This window comes from Pseudomonas sp. Root71 (genome assembly GCF_001429045.1).
Lineage (GTDB): Bacteria > Pseudomonadota > Gammaproteobacteria > Pseudomonadales > Pseudomonadaceae > Aquipseudomonas > Aquipseudomonas monachiensis.
The window spans coordinates 106,394-118,717 of sequence record NZ_LMHY01000027.1 but is presented as its reverse complement, the minus strand read 5'-3'; the positions used below and the strand labels follow the sequence as shown (position 1 = coordinate 118,717).

General features: G+C 59.9%; 8 protein-coding genes. 6 read left to right on the top strand and 2 right to left on the bottom strand.

Annotation, left to right across the window (positions count from 1 at the left end; all coding sequences use genetic code 11):
• The first annotated feature begins 84 nt into the window (after positions 1 to 84).
• The 3 genes from ASD95_RS21040 to ASD95_RS21030 all read left to right on the top strand — a co-directional run bounded on the left by ASD95_RS21040 (position 85) and on the right by ASD95_RS21030 (position 2,439).
• Positions 85 to 879, top strand: coding sequence for an AraC family transcriptional regulator (locus ASD95_RS21040; RefSeq protein WP_056725376.1), 795 nt, complete (start codon positions 85 to 87; stop codon positions 877 to 879).
• A gap of 64 nt (positions 880 to 943) precedes the next feature.
• Positions 944 to 1,255: a PsiF family protein gene (locus ASD95_RS21035; protein ID WP_056725374.1), complete on the top strand. Its 312-nt coding sequence runs from the start codon at positions 944 to 946 to the stop codon at positions 1,253 to 1,255.
• Positions 1,256 to 1,425: 170 nt separating this feature from the next.
• Entirely contained in the window at positions 1,426 to 2,439 is a 1,014-nt protein-coding gene (locus ASD95_RS21030) for an AI-2E family transporter (RefSeq protein ID WP_056725372.1), read from the top strand.
• A gap of 143 nt (positions 2,440 to 2,582) precedes the next feature.
• Here the strand turns inward: ASD95_RS21030 and ASD95_RS21025 are convergent, their stop codons facing one another.
• Positions 2,583 to 3,857 carry an Hsp70 family protein gene (locus tag ASD95_RS21025; RefSeq protein ID WP_056725371.1) on the bottom strand — a complete coding sequence of 425 codons (1,275 nt, stop codon included), beginning with the start codon at positions 3,855 to 3,857 and terminating at the stop codon, positions 2,583 to 2,585.
• A 298-nt stretch (positions 3,858 to 4,155) separates the two neighbouring features.
• Between ASD95_RS21025 and ASD95_RS21020 the strand changes: the two genes are divergently transcribed.
• Both ASD95_RS21020 and ASD95_RS21015 read left to right on the top strand, forming a co-directional pair.
• Positions 4,156 to 5,103, top strand: a complete 948-nt coding sequence (locus ASD95_RS21020; protein WP_056725369.1) for a DnaJ C-terminal domain-containing protein — start codon at positions 4,156 to 4,158, stop codon at positions 5,101 to 5,103.
• Positions 5,104 to 5,130: 27 nt separating this feature from the next.
• Complete coding sequence (locus ASD95_RS21015) at positions 5,131 to 5,436, top strand: chaperone modulator CbpM (RefSeq protein WP_056725368.1); 306 nt, start codon at positions 5,131 to 5,133, stop codon at positions 5,434 to 5,436.
• A gap of 195 nt (positions 5,437 to 5,631) precedes the next feature.
• Here the strand turns inward: ASD95_RS21015 and ASD95_RS21010 are convergent, their stop codons facing one another.
• Positions 5,632 to 6,759 (bottom strand): sensor histidine kinase, encoded by a 1,128-nt coding sequence (locus ASD95_RS21010; protein WP_056725367.1) that lies wholly within the window; start codon positions 6,757 to 6,759, stop codon positions 5,632 to 5,634.
• 247 nt (positions 6,760 to 7,006) lie between these two features.
• Between ASD95_RS21010 and ASD95_RS21005 the strand changes: the two genes are divergently transcribed.
• Positions 7,007 to 12,277: a dermonecrotic toxin domain-containing protein gene (locus tag ASD95_RS21005; RefSeq protein ID WP_056725359.1), complete on the top strand. Its 5,271-nt coding sequence runs from the start codon at positions 7,007 to 7,009 to the stop codon at positions 12,275 to 12,277.
• Positions 12,278 to 12,324 lie beyond the last annotated feature (47 nt).

The window sequence follows — 12,324 nt, the reverse complement described above, 5'->3', positions numbered from 1 at the left end:
AACGTTAATGAAGGGCAATCATCCTCTTGTCTGGATGCAAGCCTATACTTCGATCCAGACAACCGGCCCCTGATGACGGACAGCATGAGCAGTAAACACATCGACCTGCTGGATTTCAGCGAACTGCCGTCGGCGGTGTACTTCCGCTACGCCGATTTCGACGCCCACGAATACGCCGCGCCCCATCGACATCCTTGGGGGACGCTGGAATATGCCGCCCACGGCGTGCTGCACATGGACGTCGAGGGCAGCCGCTTCATGTCGCCACCGCAATACGCGGTGTGGGTGCCGCCGCAGATCGAGCACAGCTTCTACAGCCACCAACCGGTCAACTACCGCGCGGTGTGCCTGGCACCCAAGGTCTGCGCCGACCTGCCGCCGCGAGCCTGCACCCTGGCCATCAGCGACGTCCTCAAGGCGATCCTCAAGGACTTCGCCGCCCGGGACGTGAAAATCCCCGAACAGGCCGCCGACCAGCGTCTGGCCCAGGTATTGGTGGACCAGTTGCAACAGGCCCCGGTGCACGAGTGCTACCTGCCCTATGCCAGCAGCCCCGGATTGCTCGGGATCCTGGAAGCGCTGCAGGCCGAACCGGGGGACAATCGGCCGCTGTCGGAATGGGCCGCACGCATCCATGTCAGCGAGCGCACCCTGGCGCGGCAGTTCGTGCGGGAACTGGGCATGAGTTTCGGTGAGTGGCGCCAGCGCCTGCGTTTTCTGGCGGCGATCGAAGCGCTGGACAGCCCGCGCAGCATTCAGGAAATCGCCTTCGACATGGGCTACAGCACCGGCTCGGCGTTTATCGCGATGTTCCAGCGCCAGGCCGGATGTACGCCGGAGCAGTATCGGCGCAGCCATCTGGAGAACAGGAAGGTGTAACAGGGGTTGTCTACACTCCAGTGCAAGGCCACGCCCCTCGGTGTGGCGACCAGGAGAAAACTCCATGAAGATGATGCGTGTCCCTTTGTTGATGATCGGTTTGCTGCTGTGCTCCCAGGGCTTTGCCGCCAATACGGCCCAGCAAGAGAAGATGACCACCTGCAACGCCGACGCTACGGCCAAAAGCCTCAAGGGCGACGAGCGCAAAGCTTTCATGAGCACCTGCCTGAAGGCGACTGCGCCGGCAAACGATGCTGGTAAGACCTTGACCCCACAGCAAGAGAAGATGAAGACCTGCAATGCCGACGCCGCCACCAAAGCCCTTAAGGGGGATGAGCGCAAGGTGTTCATGAGCGATTGCCTGAAGAAAAAATAAACTAGGGCTGAAAAATTTTGGAGCTGTGAGGGCCCCATCGCGAGCAGGCCAGTCGAGGCACTGCAAACATCCAGGGCCCCCACTAAGGTCGCCCCACACAATCCCTAGTGCTCGCACCGGATCGCTGGCAGACTGCCAATCCTTTTTACGCCGTTCGTTTTTGAGGCTGTATGCCAACGTTTTCTCAGCGTCAAGTCTTGCTGGTCATCAGCTGGGTCATCATTTTTGGCGGGCTGCTGCTGGTCCTGCCGCTGCGGTTGCTGCCCAGCCTGCTCGCCGGATTGCTGGTGTTCGAACTGGTCAACATGCTCACCCCGCAACTGCAACGGCTGATCGAAGGCCGGCGTGCGCGCTGGCTGGCGGTGGCATTGTTGGGGACTCTGATTGTCAGCGTGCTATCGCTGATCTTTGCCGGTGCCTTCAGCTTCCTGCTGCACGAGGCGGAAAACCCCGGTGCCTCCCTCGACAAGTTCATGGGAGTGGTCGACCGCGCGCGCGGGCAACTGCCGCCGTTCATCGACGCCTACCTGCCGGCCAGTGCCGCGGAGTTCCGCGTGGCGATTGGCGAGTGGGTCAGCAAACACCTCAGCGATTTGCAATTGGTGGGCAAGGATGCGGCGCACATGTTCGTGACCTTGCTGATCGGCATGGTGCTGGGTGCGATCATTGCCTTGCAGCGTGTGCCGGACCTGACCAAGCGCAAGCCGCTGGCTGCGGCGCTGTTCGAACGCCTGCACCTGCTGGTCCAGGCGTTTCGCAACATCGTGTTCGCCCAGATCAAGATTTCCCTGCTCAACACTGTCTTCACCGGGATTTTCCTGGCGGTGATCCTGCCGATGTTCGGGATCAAGCTGCCGCTGACCAAAACCCTGATCGTGCTGACCTTCCTGCTCGGCCTGCTGCCGGTGATCGGCAACCTGATGTCGAACACTTTGATCACCATCGTCGGTTTGTCGTTGTCGATCTGGGTCGCTGTGGCGGCGCTGGGTTACCTGATTGTTATCCACAAGCTCGAATACTTCCTCAACGCGCGCATCGTCGGCGGGCAGATCAGTGCCAAGTCGTGGGAGTTGCTGCTGGCGATGCTGGTGTTCGAGGCCGCGTTCGGCCTGCCGGGGGTAGTGGCGGGGCCGATTTACTACGCGTATCTGAAGAGTGAGTTGAAGCAGGTGGGGATGGTTTGATCTGCTTCGGATCTAGAAGTTGATCAAATTGTGGCGAGGGAGCTTGCTCCCGCTGGGTCGCGCAGCGGCCCCCTTATCCCTGAAAAGAAGGGAACTGCTGCGCAGTCCTACGGGAGCAAGCTCCCTCGCCACAGAGATTGTGGTCAGTCCATAGAGCCGTAGCGCTTGGCCGCTTCAATCGCCAAACCGCTACCGATACTGCCAAAGATGTTCCCTTCCACATGCCGCGCCTTCGGCAACATCGCCGAAACACTGTTGCGCAGCGCCGGAATCCCGCTCGAACCACCGGTGAAGAACACGGTATCGACCTGGTCGACCCGTACGTCGGCGTCCGCCAGCAGTTGGGTGACGCTGTTGCGCACCCGCTCCAGCAGGCTGTCGATGGCCGACTCGAACAGCGCCCGGCTCAGGTGCACGCTCAGGCCCGCTTCAATGCGGTCCAGTGGCACGTGGCGATTGTCGGCGTGGGTCAGCTGGATCTTGGTTTCTTCCACTTCCATGGCCAGCCAGTGTCCGGCACGCTGTTCGATCAGCTTGAACAGGCGGTCGATACCGCCGGTGTCTTCGATGTCGTAGCGCATGCTGCCCAGGGCCAGTTGCGATTTTTGCGAGTACACCGAGTTGATGGTGTGCCAGGTCGCCAGGTTCATGTGGTGGCTGGTGGGCATGTAGGCGCCGCTCTTCATGCGGCTACCGTAGCCGAACAGTGGCATCAGGCCTTGCAGGCTGAGCTGTTTGTCGAAGTCGGTTCCGCCGATGTGCACACCGCCGGTGGCGAGGATGTCTTCGTGGCGGTTATCCACACCCCGACGCTCCGGCGACAGGCGCACCAGGGAGAAGTCGGAGGTACCACCGCCGATGTCGACGATCAGCACCAGCTCTTCTTTCTCGATGGTCGACTCGTAGTCGAACGCGGCGGCAATCGGCTCGTACTGGAACGAGACCTCCTTGAAGCCGATCTTGCGCGCCACGTCGACCAGAGTGTCTTCGGCTTCCTTGTCGGCCATCGGGTCATCGTCGACAAAAAACACCGGGCGACCCAGCACCACTTCTTCGAATTCCCGACCGGCGGACGCTTCGGCGCGGCTCTTGAGCTGGCCGATGAACAGCCCGAGCAGGTCCTTGAACGGCATCGCCGTGCCCAGGACGCTGGTGTCGTGCTTGATCAGCTTGGAACCCAGCAGGCTCTTGAGCGAGCGCATCAGGCGGCCTTCGTAGCCTTCCAGGTACTCGTGCAATGCCAGCCGGCCGTACACCGGGCGACGTTCTTCGATATTGAAGAAGACCACTGACGGCAGGGTGATCTTGTCGTCCTCCAGCGCGATCAGCGTTTCCACGCCGGGGCGCAGCCAGCCGACGGTGGAGTTGGACGTGCCAAAGTCGATACCCAAGGCACGGGCTGGAGATGCGTTGTTCATGTCTTTCAGGTTCCGGTTAAAAAACGGCCGCGCAGTGTATGTCAGAGCGCGCCAGATTCGAAGGCCGGTTATCTGCTAATTCTTCGCGGACAATGCCTTGAAAGATGGGTGATCCCCCCCAAACTACCCTGCATCAACCGGACAGCCGCGGGAGTGCTCGCAAGAAGCCCCGTCTGCTGCCGATAAACTTCTGCCGCGCCGCCCGGTCACAAACTTGAGATCGGTCAAACCAATGGCTGCAAACAAGCGCATGCTGTGGCCTGTGGCGCGATTCTGATAACGGATGGTGATTCCCTCGATGGACTTCAAAGACTATTACAAGATTCTCGGTGTGGAGCCGACCGCAGACGATAAGGCGATCAAGGCCGCCTATCGCAAGCTGGCGCGCAAATACCACCCCGACGTCAGCAAGGAAAAGGACGCCGAGTCCAGGTTCAAGGACGCCTCGGAAGCTTATGAAGCGCTGAAAAGCGCCGACAAACGCGCCGAATACGATGATTTGCGCCGCTATGGCCAGCACGGCCAACCGTTCCAGGGACCACCAGGCTGGCAAAGCCGTGGCGGTTTCGGTGGCGGTGGCCAGGACACGGGCGATTTCTCGGACTTCTTCAGTTCGATCTTCGGCAACCGTGGGCCTGGTTTCAGTGGTGGTGGACAGTCGCGTCGCAGTACCGGACGTCGAGGGCAGGACGTGGAAATGGAGCTTGGGGTTTTTCTCGAAGAAACGCTGTCGACCGAGTCGAAGAAGGTCACCTTCCAGGTGCCGCAGTACAATGCGGCCGGCCAGCATGTGAGCAACACCAGCAAGAGCCTGAACGTGAAGATTCCGGCCGGTGTGAGCGACGGCGAGCGCATTCGCCTCAAGGGGCAGGGCGCTCCGGGCGTGGGTGGCGGGGCCAATGGCGACCTGTACCTGACGATCCGTTTTGCGCCGCACCCGAAATTCGACGTCGAAGGCGAGAACCTGATCATCACCTTGCCACTGGCACCGTGGGAGCTGGCGTTGGGCGCTGAAGTCGCCGTGCCGACCCTGACCGGCAAGATCAACCTCAAGGTACCGGCGGGCAGCCAGAATGGCCAGCGCATGCGTGCCAAGGGCCATGGCCTGATGAACAAGGCCGGTGAGCGCGGTTATCTGTTCGTGCAACTGAAAGCCGTGATGCCGAAGAAATCCGACGAGGACATCAAGGCCCTGTGGCAGGAGCTGGCGAAAAAAGCCGCGTTCGACCCGCGAGAGCATTTTTGATCCCATGGAACCAAGGAGTCACTGACTATGAGCAGTCCCCTGATCGTTCAACTGGACATGGCAGAATTCTGTGAGGCGGCCGGGCTGTCGGACGTCTACGTGATCGAAATCGTCGAGCACGGCATCCTCGAACCTCAGGGCGCCCAGCCCAAGGACTGGGTTTTCAACGACTACGAGCTGACCCTGGCCAAGCGCGCCGCCAAGCTGCGGCGCGACCTTGACCTGGAATGGGAAGGCGTCGCCCTGGCGCTGGACCTGCTCGAAGAAGTCCAGCAACTGCGGGCCGAGAACCGCATGCTCAAGCAGAGGTTGGGGCGGTTGGTGGTGGAGTAACTCAAAGAGTGGCACCCAACCTGTGGCGAGGGAGCTTGTCGGATCGCCGCACCGTCCCGTTGGGCTGCGAAGCAGCCCCAAAAACATCCAGTCAGCACATTTCAACAGGTTCAGCGCAATTGCAGGGCTTGCGACCGCTTCGCGCTCGAGCGGGAGCAAGCTCCCTCGCCACAAAAGCCTCCCCTCGGCAAACGTCTAGACCTTCCTCGGCAACACCACGGTAAACGTCGTGCCATCTATCTCACGGGAACTGACTTCAATCGCTCCCTGATGGGCATCAACCACTTCCTTGACGATAAACAACCCCAACCCAAGGCTGGTCGTAGGCTCGCCGAGTTCTTCGCTGGCACTGCGCACCAGCGGGTCGAAAATCGTCGGGATCGCATCGCAGGGGATCGGGGCTCCGTCGTTGTGCACCGTCAGTCGGACGCTGTCAGCCTCGCCCCTGAGGCGCAGCGTCACTTCGCGTTTGCTTGAGCCGTGCTGCAATGCATTGCCGATCAGGTTTTGCAGCATCTGATCGAGCCGGCGCGGGTCCCAGGTGCCGCGGGTGTCGCCCTGCACATCCAGGGTCGGATTGCATTCCGGTTGACTGGCACAGGCCCGGGCAATCGCTTCGCGCGCGGCTTCGGCCAGGTCCATGGGCGCCAGCTCGATCGGCAGGCGCTTGCCCAGGCGGCTGCGCACCAGTTCCAGCAAGTCCCCGACCATCACCGCCAGGTGCCCGGTACTGCGCAGGATATTGACCGCGCACTTGAGCGCATCATCGTCGAGCTCGGCTTTGCGCAGCAGCAGTTCAGTGGACATGCTCACCGCCTGCAGGGGCGCGCGCAGGTCATGGCCGAGGATCGCCAGAAAAATGTCCCGTGAACGATTGACCTGCTCGGCATATGTGGCCGTGGATTCGGCGAGGGCTTCGTCGATGGCTTCGTTGAAACGGATCATGTCCTGGAAGTAGGCCAGGTCAGGCGATTGCAGGCTGTTGACCCACAGGCGGATGACACAGGCGCGCAGGTGACGGAATTCGCTGGTCATCTGCACCAGATCAAAACCCACGGTGTGACGCAGTTCGCCGTGGCTGGCGCCGGCCTCGTCGAGGCTGGGGGTTTTCTCCGGTCCTTCGCCGCGCGCCTTGGCCGCCTGTTCGGCAGGTGTCTGGGGTTTGCGCATGTCCCGGGCCGCGGCCAGCAGGATCGACCGGGCATGGTCGCGCAAGGCGGCGCTATCCATGTTTTCGGCGGCCGGGGTGATGGTTTTGGCGAACAGCTCCCACTCATCGACGATGCGATCAACGTGTAACACGATGAATTCGGAAAGACGCATGGCGGTTACCTGTTCATGAATCGGGGGCGGCGAGTCGAATAGTAGTCCCTTTGCCGGAAAAAACACGACCGCTCATGCAGTGGCACAGGCGGACGTGCCGATGGCGGTAGATATATGTTTTTGGCTCCCTGAATTTCGATCCCCCGAAGCCATTTCGGGGGGGCGGCCAAGCAGTTATTTGGACTTTTGTTTCAGGTGCAGGTGAATAAGCTGGTGGTTCTTTTCCTGTCATCAAGGTGATTCAAAAGTGTCTGACTTGCATGGAAGCAACTCACAGAAAATACCGGACGGAGTGTCCATCGATAGTCACGGGATACATTACCGTCGTGCAAATGACGTGATACCGGGAGCCATCAAAAATGCGCCGGTAGAGAGGTTGAAGTCCCTGCTTGCGCTCGAGCCGCAAATGCCCGAGTGGTATAGCGGCGCGCGGGAAGTCGACCGTCAATATCTCAAGCGGTTGATTGATGAACGTTGGCGTTTACAAGACGTACTGGACCAGACCCGGGGCGAGTTGAAGCATGACATCAACGCCTTCGCCGAACCGCTGCTCAAAACGGCTTTGCAATCGAAATTCACCACGGTAGAGAACTTCAACGAGCTCACCGTACAGCTCGAGGTGCCGAGCAAGTTCATTATCGGCATCGATACCGGGGCCAGTCGTGTGCGCGAATCCACGTTGCTGGAAGCTGCGCTGCACAACTTCGAACAAGACGAAACGGCACCTGACGCGTTGCGCAACAGTTCCGGTGTTTACCGCAGGGACAGTCGGGGCAGTCTCAGCCTTGAACCGGCCATCACCCTCCCGGCGTTTGCAGCCTTGTGCCGAAGCCTGGATATCGGCGGGCAATACCGACGACACATCAAGTCCGTCCTGTTACCCAGTACCCCACAGGCACAACGGACCTTGCAGCGGGATTCGGTGGCCAGTGAAAAGTCGGCTTTTCATGTGGCGGCGCTGATTGCCCGATTGAGGGGGGATATCAGTGACCATGCCTTCGGAACATTGAACAAGGTGCGTGAGGGCCAGGCAAACATCGAACTGTATAACCAGCCATTGCTTTGTCATCGGTTGTCGCTGATGGGCTTTCGAATGACTGGCATCGTGCTGTTCAGCGCAGTCATTGAGCCATCGCAAGTAAAACGCGAAGTTGAAGCGTTGACGCCGGAGCTGTTGAGTTTCTGGATAGACTGGTCGCGCCGCCTCTCGGTACTGCCGGGCCAGGCATATGATCAATTCAAACTGTTGCAAGCCTTCTTTGCCAATGGACCGCAGGGGCTGAGCGATGAACTGTTGCGCCGCGAGGATATTTATCAACAAAGTCGTTTGACCGGTTCGTTGATCGCCTATGTCCCGGATGATCCGGAGCATCCCTTCAGGGAGTATCCGTCGCTGACAGCGTTCATGAAAACGCTGCTCGGTCAGTTGAGAAATGCCGATTACCAAGCCTTTTTCAGCCGTTTTGTAGCTCAGAAGGACAAAGGACTTTTTTTCTCCCGGGTCAACGAACGACTCACGACCTACGCCTGGCACGAGCGCGAGCCGCTCGACATGGGGCCGTGGTGGCGTGAAACCGCGGTTGAAAACCCCGATGCGGAGCCCATCACCAACCAGATTACGGGTGAACTGTGGGTGGCGCTGTTTCTGGAGCGCCGCGACAAGGCCATCGCCGATGCCAGGCTCATTGCCGTGCCGACTGACGACGAGGATGCCAATGCACGCTTCAAACGCTTGACCAGTTACCTGTCGATCGGCTGGAACGTATTCAATTTTGCCGCAATGCTGGTGCCCGGACTGGGCGAAGCCATGCTCGGTATCATGGTCGCGCAGATGCTCGCCGAGGTCGCCGAAGGCATCGAGGACTGGAGCAAGGGCGACAAGGAGCAAGCCTCTGCCTACTTCAATGGGGTCTTGATCAACTTCGCGCAATTGGCACTCATGGGTGCCGGGCATGTACTGCCCGGCACCGGCGTCACGCCGATCAAAGTGTCGCCGTTTGTCGAGGGCCTCAAACCCGTGGAAGTCGGCGGCAAGGAGCGTTTGTGGAGCCCTGACCTCGGTCCCTATGAACAGCCGATCGTGTTGCCCGATGGAGCGAAGGCCAGTGACACAGGGCTGTACCGTCATCAGGATCAGGACCTGCTGCGCCGCGATGACAAATGTTACGCAGTCAAACAAGACCCGGCCACCGGCCGGCATCGACTTCAACACCCGACTCGCGCCGATGCCTATCAGCCGCTGGTGGAGCACAACGGTGCCGGCAGTTGGAAGACGGAGCTCGACCAACCGCTCGAATGGGACAGGAGGCAGATACTCAGGCGTCTGGGCGCTTCGGTGGATGGACTTTCCGATGAAACCCTGGAGCAGATTCTGACCGCCAGTGGCGTGCACGAAAATCTGCTGCGCCGGCTTCACGTCGAACAGCAGACCCCTCCCGCACTGCTGGCCGATACCCTCAAGCGCTTCAAGGCCCATACCGATGCGCAAGCCTGCGCGGAGCAGATTCTGGCCAACCGGATCGGCGAGGAATGGGCCGATTACGCCGTGCGAATCATGACCGAAATGAGGGGCTGGCCCGATGACAAGGCCATTGAAGTCTTCCAGGGGCCGGGACTGACCGGGAAGGCGATCAAGGACGGTTATGCCCAGGCGTTACCGGCCAATACGTTGCAGATGAGCTGGTCCGACCTACTGGTGGGGGCGCTGCCCGAGCGCGTGGTGGGGTTCCTTGATGAACAGGCGCTTCGTGAACTGCTCGGCGAATGGTTATCCGGTGACTCGCAGAAGCGTACCGAAGCGTTGCGCGAACAATGGGCAACACGGGTGGGGCAGCGCAAGCGCAAGTTGTTCGACCTTCTGTACAGTCGTCGGACCCGTTCGGACGATCCCTTGGTGAATCTGCTCAAGGGGGATTTTGCCGAAATCTCGCTCAGCCAGGCGCAAGAGTTGCTGGGTGAGGCGCATCCTTCGGACGTACGACACCTGAACGAAAAAAAACGCGTGCCCTTGCGCCTGGCGGAACAAGCCCGCAAGGACGCCGAGCAATTGCGGATGACACGGGCTTATGAAGGCCTTTACCTCGATGCCTTGCATAACGCTGATACCGCGCGCCTGGAGTTGCACTCCCTGGCGGCCTTGCCAGACTGGCCGGCGGATGTGCGTCTGGAGGTTCGTAAGAATTCATTCGAGGGAACGTTGACCGACAGTCTCGGCCCCGTCGACGCGCCGATCCGCAAAGTGCTGATTCTGGGTGAGGATGGCAAATACGAAGCGCGCGACGACAGCGATCAACACCTGCACGGCGCGGACAATGTGTATGCCGCGGTGCTGCATGCGTTGCCGGATTCGCAACGAACGGCCCTGGGCTTCGGCATCAACGAGGCCGCGCGGTTGGAGCAAACGATAAAGGCACATCCGCTGGATCGTCAGGTATTTGAGCCGATTCTGCGGGACAACCCGAACTTCAAGCCGACTTACGATCCGACCGTCATGCGCCTGCGCGGCGGCATGCGTGGCTATGCTCGACAAGCACCGAATGGCATGGGGTTGCGGCGACGGGCTCGTGCGCTGTATCCGGGTTTTACCTCGGAGGAGGTCGAGACGCTGCTGGCGGAGGTACGCCAGGGCGAAGGTACGGCGCATGAACGACTGGCCGTGCTCGAGGCCGAGTTCAACCAGTTGAACCGCGCCCTGCAACGCTGGTTGGACTCGCCGACGAAGTCCTTTCGTTTTAGCCCGGCGGGCATGGCGGAGTGGCGTGCGCGAAACAATATCTACAAAGTACTCAGGCAATGCTGGCAGCGCACCGGGCCCGAAGGTATGGAAGCGGTGGGTGTGCTGCATCCGCAGTCCTTGAGGTTCGACAATATTCCAAAGTTGAGCGAGCTTCTGGATACCCTGCCGAAACTGGAGGCCAACTTCGATCATGTCACCGAGTTGAGCCTGAGCGGGGGCCGGTTGCGCGGCGAGCACATGTCATTCCTCGACTCGTTTCACCGGGTGCGCTATCTCAATCTGCAAGAAAATCTGCTGACGGAGCTGCCGCAGGCGGTGGAGGACATGCCCCATCTCACTTGCCTGTATCTTGGTGGCAATAACATTGAACTGGATGCATTGGCGGTAGACCGCCTGAAGAACTTGACGCGCATGATGTTCCTGCACATGCACGGCAACCCGCTGAAGCTCATTCCGAACATCAGCCGAATGCCGTATTTGCAGGTGCTGTTGCTGGGCGAAACAGGGCTGGACAGCTGGCCTGTCGGTTTGTTTTCGCAATCGCGGCCGCGCAGTATTTATCTTGATCTGAGCGGTAACCCGATCAGCCGGATACCCGAGGTCGCGCCCGGTTCATTTCGAGCAGAGCTATTGGCGCGTACCGTGATCAGTCGTTCCCCGCGCTGGATCTCGCCGGAGGATCTCGAGATCCTCAAGTCTTACATCGAGTCGGTTGGCATGGATCCGGAACGTCCCTATCCGCCTCGCAGCGTAATGGATAGCAAGAACTGGAAGTCGGGCATGACCGAGCGGCAATGGCAGATAAAACAGGAAGTCTGGGATGCGGTCGAGGATGAATTCGATTCAGTGCCGTTCTTCAATGAAATCCGCAGGCTCACCGAATCCGCCGACTTCAAGGCCGGCGGGACCTATCGGTCAGAACTGACCGGCAAGGTCTGGCGCATGCTCGAAGCCATGGCCAGCGACAGTGAACTGCGCATCAGGCTGTTCAGCGAGGCGGCAACCCCCACCGAGTGCGTGGATGGCGGTACACAGTTGTTCAATGCCATGGGCGTGCAGGTGTTGGTCCACGAAGCTTACGCCCTGGAGCGTGCGGACCTGATCGAAACGCAATTGCTGGAGCTGGCCCTGGGCAAGTCCCGGCTCGATGAACTCGGTGCCATTGCCCGTACGCGTGTTTCTGAACGGTGGGCGAAGGGAGAGCGGTACCGCCGCTACGACGCCGATGGCGAAGTGACCGGCACTATCGATGAAGTGGAAGTGCACCTGGCCTACATGACCGAACTGGCGGAACGCCTGGATCTGCCGTGGCAGGCACGGGGCATGCAGTTTCGCAAGATCGCCAAGGTGAGCAAGGAGATGATCGAGGCAGCGTTCCAGCGGATCAAGGCGCTGGAGGAGGGCGAGTTGCTGATTGATCGAATCGTTGAACAACCGCTCTGGCGAACCTGGCTGGAGTCGACTTACCGCGAGGAATTGAATGGCTTGAAGCGCCGGATCGACGCGACCATCGATTTGCAGGATGCGTTGCAGCGCAGGGCCGAAGGCACGGGGCTGACCTCCGAGGAAAAGGCTGCGGTGGAGGTGGAAATCAAAGGGCTGTGCAGTGAATTGGGCAAAAGTGAAGCTGACTTTGCCGATGGCAAGCTGATGACTGACGAGCAATATGTTCAAGCCTTGGAAGACATCGATCTGCAGATTACGCAGTTGCTGAAAAAACTGACACGCGAAGCGATGATTCGGGCCAAGCTGGATCGGCTGCGGATTGAAACCGCCCAGTAACCACGGAAAAAACAAAAGCCTCGCCACAGGGTGTGCGAGGCCTTTGC